This window comes from Kribbella sp. NPDC059898, from assembly GCF_042730855.1.
Classification (GTDB): domain Bacteria; phylum Actinomycetota; class Actinomycetes; order Propionibacteriales; family Kribbellaceae; genus Kribbella.
The window spans coordinates 1-15,340 of sequence record NZ_JBHWKR010000021.1 but is presented as its reverse complement, the minus strand read 5'-3'; the positions used below and the strand labels follow the sequence as shown (position 1 = coordinate 15,340).

Sequence of the window (15,340 nt, the reverse complement as noted above, 5' to 3'; positions counted from 1 at the left end):
TCAGTTTCCCTTGGTCTGTACGGCCGCCGGCGCGATGCCGTTCTTCGCGTTGATCGCGCCGTACTGCCCCGCCTTCCCGGTCAGCTGCTCCGCGAGTGCGAACACCACCGTCATCTGGCCGGCGGGGAGATCGGCCACGTCCACCGAGGAAACGATCTTGGTGGCGTCGGAGTCACTCCGCAAGGCCTTGATCAGTCCGCCGTCGTTCGCCGCGGCCGGCGTACCGGCCACGACGACCCCGCCGCTGCCCAGGTCCAGGCCCTTGATGAAGTCCACGGCATCGGTGTACGTCGAGTTGTCCGGGACCGGCGTCGGCGGGTCCGCGGCGATCACCACGATCAGGCTGGACCGGTCCTTCACCGTCGACGGCTTCAGTGACAGCAGCTTCGCGCCGGTCAGCCCGCTGAGCACCTTGGTCGCGTCCGCGTCGACGGTCTTGCCCTCTTCCTTGGCGGCCACGCCGCGGGCGAGCAGCAGCCCGGCCCGCTGGTACGTCGTACTGTTCGCCGGGAAGTTCATGTCCGCGGTGACGAGCTGCTGGACCAGCGTCTCGACCAGCTGGCGCTGCCCGCTGTCGAACAGCTTCGCGTCCAGCGAGACCTTCGTGGAGACCGTGCCGCCGGCCTTCTCCAGCTCGGCCTGGACGCCGTCGCTCAGGTCGCTGTCGGCGTTCGGCATCGAGACGATCGTGATCTTCTTGTTCGCGAGCTTGCCGTCGGTCAGCCCGGCGGTCACCTTGGCGACGTAGTCGTCGCGGTACTTGTCCAGCGCCTTCACCTGGACCAGCTCCGCCCGGGCGTCGGCGAGCTGCTGGCGGTCCTTCTCGGCCTGGCTGGCGACGAACTGGTCTCCGGTGCCCTTCAACGGGCCGGCCCCGAGCACCACACCGGCGCCCAGGGCGAAGAAGATCGCCACGATCGAGACGATGTGGTAACGAAAGTCGATCACGCGAACAGCTCCCGGATCCAGTAGACGAGGTCGTTCCAGCGCGCCCGCAGGATCGACCAGAGCACATCGTCGGCGCCGATGGCGACCAGCGCCATGCCGACCGCGAACAGGCCGGCCACGATCAGCGCGGCCACCTGGAACGTCGAGACCCGGCTCCGGTACAGCCGGCCGACGCCCTTCGCGTCCACCAGCTTGGCACCGACCCGCAGCCGGGTGATGAAGGTGCTCGCCATCCCGGAGCGGCCCTTGTCGAGGAACTCCACCAGCGAGTTGTGGGTGCCGACCGCGACGATCAGCGAGGCGCCCTTGGAGTCGGCCAGCAGCATCGCGACGTCCTCGCTGGTGCCGGTGGCCGGGAACTCGATCGAGTCCACGCCGAGCCGCTCCAGCCGCTCGGACCCGGGCGCGCGGCCGTCGCGGTACGCGTGCACGATCACCTCGGCGCCGCACTTCAGCGTCTCGTCCTTGACCGAGTCCATGTCGCCGACGATCAGGTCCGGGACGTACCCGTTCTCGACCAGGGCGTCCGCGCCGCCGTCCACCCCGATCAGCACCGGCCGGTACTCGCGGATGTACGGCTTCAGCGCGACCAGGTCGTCGCGGTAGTCGTACCCGCGGACCACGATCAGGACGTGCTTGCCCTCCATCGGCGTGTGGATCGCCGGTACGCCGACACCGTCCAGCAGCAGGTCCTTCTCGCGCCGCAGGTACTCCAGCGTGTTCGCGGTGAACGCCTCGAGCTGGGTGGACAGCCCGGACCGCGCGTCGTCCATCAGCTCCGCGACCGTCTGGCTGTCCTGGGCGACACCCTTCGCGACCGCCTCGCCGCCGCGGTACAGCGTGCCCTCGTCGAGCCGGACGTGTTCGCCCTCGTGCAGCACCGAGAACACCTCGCGACCGACCCCGTCGACCAGCGGGATGCCCGCCTCGACAAGGATCTCCGGCCCGAGGTTCGGGTACCGGCCGCTGATCGAGTCGGCCACGTTCACCACCCCGGCGACCTTGCAGTCGACCAGCGCCTCGGCGCTCACCCGGTCCAGGTCGACGTGATCGATGACCGCGATCTCACCCGGCTTGAGCCGCTTGGTGAGATTCTTGGTACGCCGATCCAGCCGGACCACGCCGGTGACGCCGGGCAGTTCAGTGGTACGTGCTCTCCGCAGGCTGGGCAGTTTCATCGCGCTCTTATCCTGCCATGTCAAGAGCCCCTTACCTGCGCATTTACCCGGCAGGCCCCTTGTTCACGCACCGAATTAACGGTGACTGTCCGTCAAATCATCCTTTGGAACGAGTTTTCCGGCGCGGTTTGTGCCGCTTCGCGGCGAGTGCGAGCAACTCCTCGGCGTGCGTCTGCGCGGCCTCGGAGTTCTCCAGGCCGGCCATCATCCGCGACAGTTCCTTGAGCCGGGCGTCGTCGTCCAGAGCGACCAGGCCGCTGGTAGTGACCGAGCCGTCGTCACTCTTCAGTACGACGGCATGACGATCCGCGAACGCCGCCACCTGCGGCAGGTGCGTCACCACGATCACCTGGGTCTTCTCCGCCAGCCGCGCGAGCCGCTTGCCGACCTCGACCGCGGCGCGGCCGCCGATCCCGGCGTCGATCTCGTCGAACACCAGCGTCGGCACCGGGTGGGTGTCGGACAGGATCACCTCGAGCGCGAGCATCACCCGGGACAGCTCACCGCCGGACGCGGCCCGCTGCAGCGGGCGCGCCGGGCTGCCCGGGTTCGCCGCGAAGCAGAACTCGACCTCGTCGATCCCGAACGGGCCGGCGGCCGTCTCGTGCACCTCGACCGACAGCTTCGCGTGCGGCATCGCCAGCCCGGTCAGCTCCTCCGACACCGCGACGCCGAGCCGCTCGGCCGCCTCGATCCGGGCGTCCCGCATCTGCTGCCCGAGGTCCGCCAGGGTCGCGTCCAGCTCGGCCAGCTCGGCGTTCAACTGCTCGACGCGTTCGTCGCTGCCGTCCAGGTCGGCCAGCCGGGTCGCGGACCGCTTCGCCCACTCCAGGACCTCGTCGACGATCCCCTCGTCGGCGCCGTACTTCCGCACCAGAGCAGTCAGCAGCGACCGCCGTTCGCTCACCACGGACAGCCGCGCCGGATCGGTGTCGACATCCGCGGCGTACGACGAAAGCTCCTGCGCCAGGTCGGCCGCCAGGTAGCCCAGCTCGCCCGCCCGGTCGGCCAGCTCGGCAAGCTTCGGGTCGTGCTCGCGCTCGCCGTCGAGGACCTGTTTCGTCAACGCCAGCAGGCCGAGTACGTCGTTCGGCCGGGTCGAGTCGAGGTCCTCGGAAGCGATCGCGTCCGCGGCGGTGGTGGCCGCCCGCCGGAGACCGTCGGCGTACGCGAGCCGCTGCTCCTCGGCCGCCAGCTCGAGATCCTCGCCGGGCAACGGCTCCGCCTTCGCGACCTCGTCCAGCCCGAACCGCAACAGGTCCGCCTCGGCGAGCCGATCGCGCTCGCGAGTGGTCAGCTCGGTCAGCTCGGCCTCGACCTCGCGGTGCCGTTTGTACGCCGCGGCGTACTCCTGCAGCGGGACCAGAACCGCCTTGCCCGCAAAGGTGTCCAGCGTCTCCCGCTGCCGCGCCGGCTGCAGCAGCCGCCACTGGTCCGCCTGCCCGTGGATCGCGACAAGGTCGCCCGACACCTCGCCCAGCACCGACACCGGCACCGACGCGCCACCGAGGAACGCCCGCGAACGGCCCTCCGACGACAGCTCCCGCGCGATCAGCAACTCGTCGTCGTCCAGCTCGCCGCCCCGGTCCTCGGCCTGCTGCACGATCGCCCGCGGCACGGCGCTCGCCCGGCCCTCGACCCGCGCCCGCCGCGTCCCGTGCCGCACCAGCCCGCTGTCGGCACGACCGCCGAGCAGCATGTTCACCCCGGTCACGACCATCGTCTTGCCGGCGCCGGTCTCACCCGTGACCGCGGTGAAACCCGGGTCGAGGTCCAGCGTCGCGTCCTCGATCACGCCCAGCCCGGTGATGCGGATCTCTGACAGCATGGGTCATCCGTTTCCGTTGCGTTTGCGCTCGGCGGCTCCGCGCCAGCCGAGCACCGGGAGGTCGAACTTCGCCACCAGCCGGTCGGTGAACGGCGCCTCGTGGGCGCGCGCCAGCCGGACCGGCGTCGTACCCCGGCGGACCTGGATCTCGGCGCCGGGCGGCACCTCGACCATCCGCCGGCCGTCGCACCACAGCACCCCGTGGCCGTGCCAGGACGGCACCAGCTCGATCGACAGCCGCGACGTCGGCGCCACCACGATCGGCCGCGAGAACAGCGCGTGCGCGCTCAGCGGCACCATCAGGATCGCCTCCACCTCGGGCCAGACGATCGGCCCGCCGGCCGAGAACGCGTACGCCGTACTGCCGGTCGGCGTGGCGACCACGACCCCGTCGCAGCCCCAGCGGGACAGCGGCCGGTCGTCCACCTCGACCAGCACCTCGAGCATCTTCTCCCGGGCCGCCTTCTCCACGCTGGCCTCGTTCAGCGCCCAGGTCTCGAAGATCAGCTCGTCGTCGTACCGGACGTCGACCGCGAGCGTCATCCGCTCCTCGACCGTGTACGTCCGGTCCACCACCACCTGGACGATCCGCTCCAGGTCGTCCACCTCGGCCTCGGCGAGGAACCCGACGTGGCCCAGGTTCACCCCGAGCACCGGCGTACCGTGCGGGCGGGCCAGCTCGGCGCCGCGCAGGATCGAGCCGTCGCCGCCGAGCACCATGATCAGCTCGACGTCGTTCGCCGCCTTCTCCGGGTCGTCGACGATCTCGGCCGGGTCGAGCTTGAGCTCCGCGGCCTCACCGCCGAGCAGCCGGACCTGCATCCCGGCGCCGGTCAGCAGCCGGTGTGCCTCCCGCGCGACCTCGACCGCCTGCTCCCGGCCGGTATGCGTCACCAGCAGCACGCGCCGTGGCTCGTGCTCCGCCACCCCTGCCTCCTATTGCGGTCCGTTGTCGATGGCCGTCCGGAGCATCGTCTCATCGAGCGGCGACGCTTTCCGGCGTATCCACAGGAAGTATTCGACATTTCCTGACGGACCAGGCAACGGGCTGGCCGCAACGCCCGCGATCCCCCACCCGAGCTCCTGCGCTTTACCCGCGACTGTACGCACCGCGTCGGCCCGCAGCTCCGGCTCCCGGACCACGCCGCCCTTGCCGAGCCGCTCCTTGCCGACCTCGAACTGCGGCTTCACCATCAGCACCAGCTCCCCGTCCGGCTTCACCACGCCCAGCAGCGCGGGCAGCACGAGCGTCAGGCTGATGAAGCTCAGGTCGCTGACCACCAGGTCGACCGGATCGCCGCCGATCGCCGCCAGCGTCAACGTCCGGACATTGGTCCGGTCCATCACGGTGACCCGGTCGTCGGTCTGCAGCGCCCAGACCAGCTGCCCGTACCCGACGTCGACCGCGATCACCTGCGCGGCCTCGTTGCGCAGCAGTACGTCGGTGAACCCGCCGGTCGAGGCACCGGCGTCGAGGGCACGGCGGCCCTTCACCCTTACGTCCGGGAACGCCTCGAGGGCGCCGATCAGCTTGTGCGCACCACGGCTCGCGTACCCGGGGTCCTCGTGGTCGGACGTGTCGACGACGATCGGAGCGTCCGCACCGACCCCGGTCGCGGGCTTGCCGGCCACGGTGCCGGACACCTTCACCTTGCCGGCCGCGATCAGTTCGCTCGCATGCTCCCGGGAACGCGCGAGGCCCCGCCGTACCAGCTCCGCATCGAGCCGCGACCGCTTGACTCCCTTGGCCACCGGCGGCTGCTCAGCCCCGGTCGCTCTGCTCGGCGTCCGCCTCGACCAGCGCGGTCTGCAGTCGCTCGTGCAGGTCGGCGTACACCTCACCGTGCTCGGAGACCGGCTTGTCCCGCAACGAGTCCAACCGCCCCATCGTCTCCTCCACCAACGGATGCCCACCTTCCTCAGCCACGCTGCCGCCGTACGCCGGCCCCGCGGCAACCGGCTCGTCGTACGCCGGCCCCGCGGCGACCGGCTCGTCGTACGCCGGGTCCTCGGCGGAGCCCGCCTCGAAGGAGTGCTCGTGCTCCTCGCCGGGCGCCCGCGCGAACTCCGGGCCGAACTCCACCGCCGCCGGATCGACATGCTCGTGCACGTCCTGCGCACCGGGCTCGGTGTCGTAGTCCGGCTGCTCCGGCGTCTCCTCCGACCGGTACGGATCGAACCCGGGCTCGACGTCCGGATCCACGTCCGGCGGGAACTGCTCGCCAGGATGCTCGGTCATCTCAGGCCTTCTTCGCCGTCTTCTTCGCCGGCACCTTCTTGGCCACCTTTTTCGCCGGAGCCTTCTTCGCCGCAACCTTCGTGGCGGCAACCTTCTTGGCCGGCGCAACCTTCTTGGCAGCAGCCTTCTTCGCAGCGGCCTTCTTGACCGGAGCCGGCGCGTCCTCGACCACCGTCGCCTCGACGACCTCCTCGACGACCGGCGCCGGCGCGGCAGCCCGCTCCGCCGCGGCAGCGTGTGCCTCCGCGAGCTCGGTCTCCAGCGCCTTCACCCGCCGGGTGAGCGCCGCGACCTCCTCGGACCGGACGAACCCGAGCCGCGCGACCGCGCCCTCGACCTCGTTCGCCACGATCGCCTGCAGCAGCTGACGGTTGCTCTTGCTGGTGGCAACGATCTCGTCGGCCAGGTCACTCACCCTGGTCGTCAGCGAGTCCGCCCCGGTCTGCTGCAAAAGCGCCTTCGCAGCCGATTGGGCCTTCTGCTTGGTGACCTCGGTCAACCCGTTCGCCAGTTGTACGTACCCGCGCAGCGCGTCCATCACCATGACTGCCTCCTAGCGTCGTCCCAGCAACGGTATCGCCTCGCTCCCGCAATACCAGCCGGCCCCGCCTACTTGTCGAGGCCGATCCGGTGCAGCGCGGCGTCGAGCGCGATCGAATCGGCTGTCGGCGCAGGCTTCGGCCGCGGCCGGCGGCCCCGGGCGGTCGCCTTCGCGGGCTTGGCCGGCTCGGCGGGCGCGTCGACAGCCGCCCACACCGCGGACAGGATCGCCCGCAGACCGTCGTACGGCTCGCCCTCGCCCTTCACCGTGACGGCGTTGTTCACGACCTCGGCCGTCCAGCCCTTGCAGGTGTGCTTGCCACCCTCGACCGTCACTCCGGGCTGCTTCTCCGCCAACGCGCCGAGCCCGGCCGCGACGTACGTCGGCCGCTGATTCTTCGGCGCCCGCGCCAGGTCGTACGCGTCGTGCACCCCGGTCGCCACCCACAGACTCGCGATGCCGACGTTGTGCGCGCCCTCGATGTCGGAGTCGAGCCGGTCCCCGATCATCAACGGGCGCTTGGCTTCCAGCCGTTCGATGCTGGTCTCCAGCAGCGGCGGCTCGGGCTTCCCGGCGACCACCGGGTCGACCTCGACGGCGGCCCGGATCGCCCGCACGAGCATGCCGTTCCCGGGCGCCTTGCCGGCCGCGGTCGGGATCGTCTCGTCCAGGTTGGTCGCGAACCACTTCGCGCCCTCGTTGATCGCGTGCGCGCCGTCGGCGAGCATCACCCAGTTCACGTCCGGGTCGAAGCCCTGCACGACCGCGACCGGGTGCCCGTCGCTGCTCCGCACCGGCGTCAGCCCGTACTCCTCGAGCGCGACGTACAGCCCCTCGCCGCCGACCACGAGCACCGGCGAGCCCTTCGGGAACTCGCCCGCGACCAGCTTCGCCGCGGCCTGCGCGGACGTCACCACGTCGTCGGCGATCACGTCCAGCCCGAACGACGCGAGGTGCTCGGCAACGACCGCGGCCGGCCGGCTGGCGTTGTTCGTGATGAACCCGATCCGCATGCCTTCCTTGGCGGCCTTGCGCAGGTTCTCGGGCGCGTCCGGGACCGGGTCCGGGCCGACGTACACGACGCCGTCGAGGTCCAGCAGCGCCACGTCGTACCGGCTCGCGAGCGGTTCGTCACACGCCGACAGCGGTTCTGGGGCGGTTCGTTCCTTGCTCATGAATCACCCCGTACGATTCCGCGCATGCCGGATGCGGTACTGAGACTCGATCCCTTGCGGGCCTGGCGGTTCGTGGCGGGCAAGGTGAGCGCGCTGGGCGCGGTCACGTCGCCGCCGTACGACGTGCTGGAACCCGCCATCGTCCGGCGGCTGACTGACTCTGATCTGCACAACATGGTGAGGCTCATCCTTCCACGCGATCCGGACCTCGGACCCGCCCGGTACGACGAACCGGCGCACCGGCTGTCCGGGTGGCAGCGGGACGGCGTGGTGGTGCAGGACGAGCAGCCCGCGCTGTACGTGTACGAGCAGCGCCTGGGAGACGCCGTACTGTGCGGGCTCGTCGGCTCGTTGCAGCTGGATCCGACGCGTCACGTCGTACTGCCGCACGAGGACGTGATGCCGCACTGGGTCGACGACCGCCTGCAGCTCATGGAGGCGACAGACGCGGACCTGGAGCCGATCCTGCTCGCGTACTCGAACGGTGGCGTCGCCAGCGATGCCGTGGACGCAGCACGGTCCGGCGAGCCCTGGGTGGAGGCTGAGACCTACAACGGGGCCGAACACCGCATCTGGCGCATCTCCGACCCTGCGGTGCTGGCCGACATCTCGAACGAGCTGTCGAAGCACGAGGCGCTCATCGCCGACGGACACCACCGCTATGCGGCATACCTGGAACGCCAACTGCGGGAGCCGTACCGAGACAGCACACAGGTCGGGCTGGCGATGCTGGTGGACTACGTACGGCACCCGTTGACGCTGGACCCGATCCACCGCGTCGTACCGGGTCTCGACCTCGCCAGTGTGCAGCGCCGTACGCCGTCCGGCTGGCAGATGCAGCCCGGTCGCGTAGAGGGCGACCCGAACCGCATCTCGGTGACAGACGGTTCCAGCTGGCTGACACTGCACGCGGCGTCAGACGCACCCACAGTCGCGTTGCTGCACGAGGTGCTGTTGCCGGCCTGGGGAGTCGCTGAGGAAACGCTCAGCTTCCACCACACTCTCGCAGACGCATTGGCGCTCGCTGACTCTCAACAGCTCGCTGTAGAGCTCACAGCACCTCGGATGGACCAGGTACTGCGTTCTGCGGCGCAAGGCGTCGTACTGCCCCAGAAGGCCACGTCGTTCGGCCCTAAGCCGCGAGTAGGGCTGCTGTTCCGGATGCTGTGAGTCAGGGCCGGCGGTAAAGGCTGAGGAACTGCTCGCGTAGCGGCTTCCGCGCGGCCCTGTGGCGCTCTGTGAGCCGTCCTAGCGTGAACGAGAGCTCTGGGTCGTCCTGAGCGGCAGCATCCTCTGCCATGGCCGTTAGAGCGTCCGCCGCGGCACAGTGGTCCTGGTGCTGCCCCAGCAACTCTTGGTACGTCGCAGCGTGCGTGGCGGTGGCTTTCGCCTCGTCACCCAGTACGTCGGCGCTGGTGTCGGCGGCGTACCGCACACGCTTGGCCAGCAGCCGTACCTCGTGCCAGTCGTCGTCAGGGCTCCAGGGCTGGAGCTTGTCGGCTTCCTGGGTGAACTTGTCGGTGGCTGACCGCAGCAACTGCGGGAGGACCTCGCCGCAGGGCTTGTCTGCCTTGGGTTTCAGGTCAGGCGCTGCTGAGACGGCCTCGAGGGTTGCCAGCAGGTCCTTGGTCGAGTCGCCCAGCACGACCTCGGCGGAACGGGCAGCCGCGCGATCCAGGCCGAGGGTGAGCGTGGTGAGGATCGTGTCGACGTGCTCGGCGTTGTCCTCGCTGGTGGTGTTCTCCCGGACGAGATCCGCGATCACCTCGAGGTCGCGGGCCTCACCGCAGGCCTGGGCCAGCGCGGCGAGCTCTGTCCGGAGACCGGTCGCCCAGTCCCCCGCCAGCAGCTTGCGGAACAGCTTCAGGTCGCTCCGCAGCCGGCGGCAGGACACCCGTACCTGGTGGATGGCGTCGTCCTCGTCGTCCGCCACCATCCGCACCGACTTCTGCAGCCGCCGCGTTCCCTTGCTGAGCGCGGCCGCCACCAACACACCGACAGGGTCCTCGGCCGCCAGGCCCGCAACCCCCACGACCTACTCCTCGCCCGCCTCGTCGCTGCCGCCGGCCTTCACGTCTGGCTCGTCGCCCGGCTTCACGTCCGGCTCGTCGCCGTCGCCCGGCTTCTCGTCCAGGTCGTCGTCGTTGTCGCCGGGGTTGTCGTCCTCGAAGTCGTCGAGGTCCTCGTCGCCCTCGACCAGGTCGTCCTCGTCCTCCACGACCACATCGTCCTCGTCGAAGTCCTCGTCCTCGTCCTCGTCCTCGACAACCACATCGTCCTCGTCGAGGTCCTCGTCCTCCACGACCACATCGTCGTCCTCGAGGTCGGTGAACTCCAGCCCTTCCAGCTCCGCCGCCCGCTCGGCCGCACCGGTCACCCCGTCGCCGTCGACGCCGGCCGCCCGGTGGAACCAGACGAGCGCGTCATCGGTACGGCCGGCCTCCGCCAGCGCGTCGGCGTACGCGTACCGAAGCCGCGGCAGCCAGTCCGCCCGGGTCCGCTTCGCCAGCTCCGGCACGTCGAGCATCTGGACCGCCGCCGCCGTCTGCCCGAGATCCCGCCGCGCACCGGCCGCCACGATCAGCAGCTCGATCTGCGTCGGCTCCGACAGCTCGCGAACGTGCTTGTCCTTCAGCAGCGCCAGCGCCTTGTCCGGCCGCCCGAGCGCACGCTCGCAGTCGGCCATCATCGCGAGCACCTCGTGGTTCCCGGTCATCCGCCGTACCGCCCGGAACTCGGTCAACGCCTCGTCGTAGTGCTCAGCCAGGTACGCCGTGATCGCGACCGCCTCGCGCACCCCACCGAGCCGCGCCGCCAACCGCCGCGCGGTCCGCGCGTGCTGGTACGCAAGCTCCGCGTCGTCGTCGAGGAACCGCCCCGACGCCACCAGGTGCTGCGCGACCAGGTCGGCCAGCGTCCGCGGCAACGACCGCAGCTCGGCCTTCACCCCGCGATCGAGCTCGGCCCCCGTGATCCCCTCCGGAATCTTCGGATCGTCGCGCCGAGGCCCAACCTTCTCCTCCCGATCCTCCCGCCGCGGCCCCCCACGCCGCTCGTCCCCCCGCTCATCCCGCCGGAACCCACCGCGCCCAGCAGCCCCACGCCCAGCCGCACCGGCCCCAGCCCCACGCCCCCGCGAATCCCCACCCCGCTCATCCCGCCGGAACCCGCGATCATCACCACCACGCTCGTCCCGCCGGAACCCGCGATCATCACCACCGCGCTCGTCCCGCCGGAAACCCCCGCGCTCATCACCACGGTCGTCCCGCCGATACCCGCCCCGCGAATCCCCACCCCGCTCGTCACGGCGGAACCCACGGTCATCACCACCCCGCTCATCACGGCGAGACCCACGATCGTCACCACCGCGCTCGTCCCGCCGGTACGCACCCCGACTGTCACCACGGTCATCCCGCCGATACCCACCAGCGCCCTGACCACCCCGCGAATCCCCACCACGCTCATCGCGCCGGAATCCACGATCGTCCCCACCACGCTCGTCCCGCCGATACCCGCCGCGGTCGTCGCGTCGCGAGCCGGCTACCCCGCGGCCTGCACCAGGCCCACGCCCGCCGCGCTCGTCCCGCCGGTACCCACCGCGCTCGTCCCGCCCCTCACCGGACATCTGCCCGCCGAACGGATCCCGCCGCGTCTTGTCATCCCCCCGAGACCCGACGAACCCCCGCCGGTTCTCGAACGAGTTCTCATCCCGATCGCTGTACCCCGACCCACGCGACCGCCCGCCGGCAATCCCACCAGCCCGAGCCCCACCACCCGACCGGGCCCCACCGCCAGACCGAGGTCCACCACTCGACCGCGGTGCACTACTAGACCGAGGCCCACTACCTGACCGCGGCGCACCACCCGACCGAGGCCCACCGGCCGACCGCGGCCCGCCCCCAGACCGGCCACCACCCGACGTCCCACCGCCCGACCGACCGTCATCCGACCGACCACCGCCGGACCGGCCGTCGCCCGACCAACCACCGCCGGAATCCGACCAGCCAGCACCCGACCCAGACCGCCCAGCGCCCGAACCACCACGCCCAGCACCGGCACCAGTTCCAGCCCCGGACCGCCCACTCCCCGCAGCCCCACGCCCAGCGCCAGCCCGACCGCCGCCAGCACCCCCGGCACCACCACGGCCCCCCGCAGACCCACCAGCGCCACCCGCCGGCCGGCCCCCCGAACGCCCAGCACCACCAGCCCCGGAACGGCCACCACCGGCCCCACCAGAACCCGACCGATTGCCGGAGTCAGAACGTCCACCACCGGCACGGCCGGAACGGCCGGCGCCCCCGGAGGAACCGCGACGGTCCCCAGAACCGGAGCGAGGATTGCGAGGTGGCGTCGCCACGATGACTCCTAACAATGCTGAAGAACAGTAATCGGACAAACGTTACCGTCCCCACCAACGATCCACCGCATCGACGCCTCCCCACCAACCCCACCCCCAAGCCCCACAAACCCCCACCCGCTCCCCCCGAACACCCCACCCCTCATCCCCCACCCCCGCATCGGCCAGCCGCCGGTAGGCATATCTGGCGAAGCGCCACGTTCCCGCGCCGGCCTGGTCACGAAGCATCTGGTCACGAGCAGCGGGCCGCCAGGAACCGAGAGCGGTCACGAGGAGCGGCGTCACGAGGCCCGGTCACGGGTCACCGGGTCACGAGGAAGCGGGCCACGAGGCACTGGACACCGAGAGCGCTCACGAGGAGCGGGTCACGGGGAGCGGGTCACGAGGAGCGGGTCACGAGGAGCGGGTCGCTGGCATGCGAGTGGTGGCCATGAGCCCAGAGGTGAGCAGCCCGGGGCAGGTGGTGTGTCGCGGGTGTGGCTTCCGGCGCCACGCTGGACCGTTGGCGGTGGGCATCCGTGGTGCACGGATGGCGTCACGCGTTCGCACCAGCGGGTGAGCGGCGCGCGTGGTGCGGGTGGACGGTGCGGGGTGAGCGGCGCGCGTGGTGCGGGTGGACGGTGCGGGGTGAGCGGCGCGCGTGGTGCGGGTGGACGGTGCGGGGTGAGCGGCGCGCGTGGTGCGGGTGAGCGGCGCGGGTGGGCCGGGTGAGCGGCGCGGGTGGGCCGGGTGAGCGGCGCGGGTGGATGGTGCGGGTGGATGGACCGGGCCGTGGAGCTCGGGTGGCTGGGTTTGGCGTGGATGGGGTTGTGGGTGTGGGTTCCGGCGCCTCGGTGTCTTTGGGTGGCGAGGGCGTGGCGGGTGGGAGGGTTCGGTGGGTGAGGTGTTCGGTGGTGAAGTCGGTGTCGGGGATCAGTTGCGGGTCGTCTGTGCGGGCTGGCCACCAGGTAGAGCGCTTCGCCCTGGCCGGAGCCGCCTGGCCGGCGAGTTGTGGCTTCTTCAGGATCGATCCGGGAGTACTTCGGGATGCTGCGGTTGGGAACACAGCAGCGCCGAACTTTCGCGCCGACGGTGGCCGATGCGCCGTCGCCGACTACCTCAGCGCCTAGGGTCGGAGGGCGTCCATCAGGAGGTTTAGCAGGCGGGCTGCGAGTGCTTTGTGGTCGGGTGAGCTCGCGACGGTGAAGATGCCGATGAGGGCGGCGGCGATGTCTTCGGCGGGGACGTCGGCGCGGAGTTCGCCGGTCGTGCGACCCGCCTCGAGGATCTCGTCGATGGCTGCGAGCAACTGGGTTCGGGTGTGGGCATGGGCGATCTCGCCCGATTCGACCATGGCGAGCAGGGTGTCGAGCATGCCGTTCTTGGTTGCGATCCAGTCCCCGAACAGATCCATCCAGCGGCGCAGCGCCGCGGGCGGGTCCAGCTCGGTGAGCAGGTCACGGGCATCGGCTGTAAGCCGCAGAACCTGGTCCTGATAGACCGCGTCGACCAACGACTCGCGGGTAGGAAAGTGCCGGTACAGCGTGGCGATGCCGACGCCGGCTTCGTTCGCGATCGCGCGCATCGACGGCTCCGCGTCGGCCGCGGCGAACAGCTGGGTCGCTACGTCGAGGAGCTGTTGGCGATTGCGGGTCGCGTCCGCCCGCGGTCGGCGGCTCTGCGCGGAAGGCAAAACGGATCACGCTCCACTTATGCTAGATTCGAGTCTGAAACGGAGCATACTCCGTTTATGGCGGACGACGAGCTGGCAAGGGAGACAGGTGAGCATGAAGGAAACGAGCCGGGCGGTCCAGTTCGAGTCGTTCGGCGGGCCGGCGACCCTGAACGTCCGTGAGGTACCCGTGCCGCAGACCGGCCCGGGACAGATCCGCATACGCGTGACCGCGGCCGGCCTCAACCCTATGGACTGGTACATGACCTCAGACGCGGAGACCGCCGCGCGATTCGGCTTGAGCCTGCCGTGTGGATTCGGCACCGACTATGCCGGGATCGTGGATCAGGTCGGAGATGGAGTGAGCGGGTTCGTGATCGGTGACCGCGTGTACGGCGGGGCGCTGTCGCGCGCAGTTGCTGACCACGTAGTCGTGGACGTAACAGGCACGATCGCAGTGGGCGGCGAGGCACACCGTACGCCGGATGGCGTCGACGACCGCACCGCCGCAACCCTCGCGATCGCCGGCCGTACGGCGGCCGCAGCTCTCGCCGTGGTCCACCCGGCACCAGGTGAAACGGTGCTGATCGGCGGTGCGGGCGGCGGCGTAGGTGTCTTCGCCGTCCAGCTCGCACGGATTGCGGGCGCACGGGTCATCGGGACAGGGTCAGCGGCCTCGGCCGATGCCCTCCGAGCACTCGGGGCCGAGCCGGTCGCGTACGGCGACGGACTGGTCGACCGGATCCGCGCGCTGGCTCCCGCCGGCGTCGATGCGGTCATGGACCTGCACGGCACCGATACCGCACAGGCGGCACGCGAGCTCGGCGTACCCGACCGGCACATCACCACGATTGCCGCCCAGGTCGACGGGATCACGCCGGCGAACGGCGCCAACGCCGCTCCGGGTGCTCTCGAGGAGATCGCCGACCTGGTGGCCACGGGTCAGCTCCGCGTGCCGATCGCAGCAACCTATCCGGTCGGGCAGATCCGCAGAGCGGTTGAGCTTCAGGCCGGGCGACACGTGCACGGCAAGGTCGTCATCGACCTCTAGAAAATGCCTGGGGAAATGTTAAGGGCCACCCCCAGTGGGGGTGGCCCTTAACAGTGTGAATGTCCGGCGGCGTCCTACTCTCCCACGACCTCCCGGTCGCAGTACCATCGGCGCTGAAGGGCTTAACTTCCAGGTTCGGAATGGAGACTGGGTGTTTCCCCGACGCTATGGCCACCGAAACTCTATAAGGAACACATGTCAACCAACACAAGCCACACTAGAGGCTGGGGTTGACCGTATCCTGGGAACCGTACAGTGAACGCGAACATCGTTACATAGCGCATTGAGCTTGAAGTTTGTGTGAGTGACAAGCCCTCGGCCTATTAGTACCAGTCAGCTCCACACCTCACGGCGCTTCCACCTCTGGCCTAT

At 70.2% G+C, this 15,340-nt stretch carries 14 protein-coding genes and 1 rRNA gene; 2 read left to right on the top strand and 13 right to left on the bottom strand.

Annotated features, from left to right (window positions below):
- The 8 genes from ACFV9C_RS40085 to ACFV9C_RS40050 form a co-directional block, all read right to left on the bottom strand.
- Complete coding sequence (locus ACFV9C_RS40085; RefSeq protein ID WP_380202411.1) at nt 1-948, bottom strand: copper transporter; 948 nt, start codon at nt 946-948, stop codon at nt 1-3.
- Entirely contained in the window at nt 945-2,126 is a 1,182-nt protein-coding gene (gene steA / locus ACFV9C_RS40080; protein ID WP_380202409.1) for a putative cytokinetic ring protein SteA, read from the bottom strand. Before steA ends, ACFV9C_RS40085 begins: the two co-directional genes overlap by 4 nt.
- A 97-nt stretch (nt 2,127-2,223) precedes the next feature.
- Nucleotides 2,224-3,954 carry a DNA repair protein RecN gene (recN, locus tag ACFV9C_RS40075; RefSeq protein WP_380202407.1) on the bottom strand — a complete coding sequence of 577 codons (1,731 nt, stop codon included), beginning with the start codon at nt 3,952-3,954 and terminating at the stop codon, nt 2,224-2,226.
- 3 nt (nt 3,955-3,957) lie between these two features.
- Complete coding sequence (locus ACFV9C_RS40070; RefSeq protein WP_380202405.1) at nt 3,958-4,881, bottom strand: NAD kinase; 924 nt, start codon at nt 4,879-4,881, stop codon at nt 3,958-3,960.
- Nucleotides 4,882-4,890: 9 nt separating this feature from the next.
- Nucleotides 4,891-5,706 carry a TlyA family RNA methyltransferase gene (locus tag ACFV9C_RS40065; protein WP_380202403.1) on the bottom strand — a complete coding sequence of 272 codons (816 nt, stop codon included), beginning with the start codon at nt 5,704-5,706 and terminating at the stop codon, nt 4,891-4,893.
- A 10-nt stretch (nt 5,707-5,716) separates the two neighbouring features.
- Nucleotides 5,717-6,193 (bottom strand): hypothetical protein, encoded by a 477-nt coding sequence (locus ACFV9C_RS40060; RefSeq protein WP_380202401.1) that lies wholly within the window; start codon nt 6,191-6,193, stop codon nt 5,717-5,719.
- Between the two features lies 1 nt (nt 6,194).
- Nucleotides 6,195-6,737, bottom strand: coding sequence for a polyhydroxyalkanoate synthesis protein PhaF (locus ACFV9C_RS40055; RefSeq protein ID WP_380202399.1), 543 nt, complete (start codon nt 6,735-6,737; stop codon nt 6,195-6,197).
- A 65-nt stretch (nt 6,738-6,802) separates the two neighbouring features.
- Nucleotides 6,803-7,909: an HAD-IIA family hydrolase gene (locus ACFV9C_RS40050; RefSeq protein WP_380202397.1), complete on the bottom strand. Its 1,107-nt coding sequence runs from the start codon at nt 7,907-7,909 to the stop codon at nt 6,803-6,805.
- Between the two features lie 24 nt (nt 7,910-7,933).
- Here ACFV9C_RS40050 and ACFV9C_RS40045 point away from each other — a divergent pair, with 24 nt between their 5' ends.
- Nucleotides 7,934-9,079: a DUF1015 family protein gene (locus tag ACFV9C_RS40045; RefSeq protein ID WP_380202395.1), complete on the top strand. Its 1,146-nt coding sequence runs from the start codon at nt 7,934-7,936 to the stop codon at nt 9,077-9,079.
- Between the two features lies 1 nt (nt 9,080).
- On the opposite strand, the gene ACFV9C_RS40040 is transcribed toward ACFV9C_RS40045, so the two are convergent.
- From ACFV9C_RS40040 to ACFV9C_RS40025, 4 genes are all read right to left on the bottom strand, one after another.
- A complete protein-coding gene (locus ACFV9C_RS40040) occupies nt 9,081-9,941 on the bottom strand; it encodes a CHAD domain-containing protein (RefSeq protein WP_380202393.1) in 861 nt (286 codons plus the stop codon).
- A gap of 3 nt (nt 9,942-9,944) precedes the next feature.
- Nucleotides 9,945-10,856 (bottom strand): hypothetical protein, encoded by a 912-nt coding sequence (locus ACFV9C_RS40035; protein ID WP_380202391.1) that lies wholly within the window; start codon nt 10,854-10,856, stop codon nt 9,945-9,947.
- Nucleotides 10,853-11,401, bottom strand: coding sequence for a hypothetical protein (locus ACFV9C_RS40030; RefSeq protein ID WP_380202389.1), 549 nt, complete (start codon nt 11,399-11,401; stop codon nt 10,853-10,855). Before ACFV9C_RS40030 ends, ACFV9C_RS40035 begins: the two co-directional genes overlap by 4 nt.
- Nucleotides 11,402-13,371: 1,970 nt before the next feature.
- The gene (locus tag ACFV9C_RS40025) at nt 13,372-13,938 is read right to left on the bottom strand and encodes a TetR/AcrR family transcriptional regulator (protein WP_380202387.1); all 567 of its coding nucleotides are present in this window, start codon (nt 13,936-13,938) and stop codon (nt 13,372-13,374) included.
- 94 nt (nt 13,939-14,032) lie between these two features.
- Here ACFV9C_RS40025 and ACFV9C_RS40020 point away from each other — a divergent pair, with 94 nt between their 5' ends.
- On the top strand, nt 14,033-14,968 hold the full coding sequence (locus ACFV9C_RS40020) for an NADP-dependent oxidoreductase (RefSeq protein WP_380202385.1): 936 nt from the start codon (nt 14,033-14,035) through the stop codon (nt 14,966-14,968).
- 61 nt (nt 14,969-15,029) lie between these two features.
- Here ACFV9C_RS40020 and rrf read toward each other — a convergent pair.
- Nucleotides 15,030-15,147: ribosomal RNA gene (gene rrf / locus ACFV9C_RS40015) — 5S ribosomal RNA — on the bottom strand.
- Nucleotides 15,148-15,340: the final 193 nt, after the last annotated feature.

What these genes read in the sequence shown, in the direction of transcription:
- ACFV9C_RS40045 (WP_380202395.1), top strand. Translation starts at nt 7,934, where the DNA reads ATGCCGGATGCGGTACTGAGACTCGATCCCTTGCGGGCCTGGCGGTTC.
- ACFV9C_RS40020 (WP_380202385.1), top strand. Translation starts at nt 14,033, where the DNA reads ATGAAGGAAACGAGCCGGGCGGTCCAGTTCGAGTCGTTCGGCGGGCCG.
- recN (WP_380202407.1), bottom strand. Translation starts at nt 3,954, where the DNA reads ATGCTGTCAGAGATCCGCATCACCGGGCTGGGCGTGATCGAGGACGCG.
- steA (WP_380202409.1), bottom strand. Translation starts at nt 2,126, where the DNA reads ATGAAACTGCCCAGCCTGCGGAGAGCACGTACCACTGAACTGCCCGGC.
- ACFV9C_RS40060 (WP_380202401.1), bottom strand. Translation starts at nt 6,193, where the DNA reads ATGACCGAGCATCCTGGCGAGCAGTTCCCGCCGGACGTGGATCCGGAC.
- ACFV9C_RS40050 (WP_380202397.1), bottom strand. Translation starts at nt 7,909, where the DNA reads ATGAGCAAGGAACGAACCGCCCCAGAACCGCTGTCGGCGTGTGACGAA.
- ACFV9C_RS40055 (WP_380202399.1), bottom strand. Translation starts at nt 6,737, where the DNA reads ATGGTGATGGACGCGCTGCGCGGGTACGTACAACTGGCGAACGGGTTG.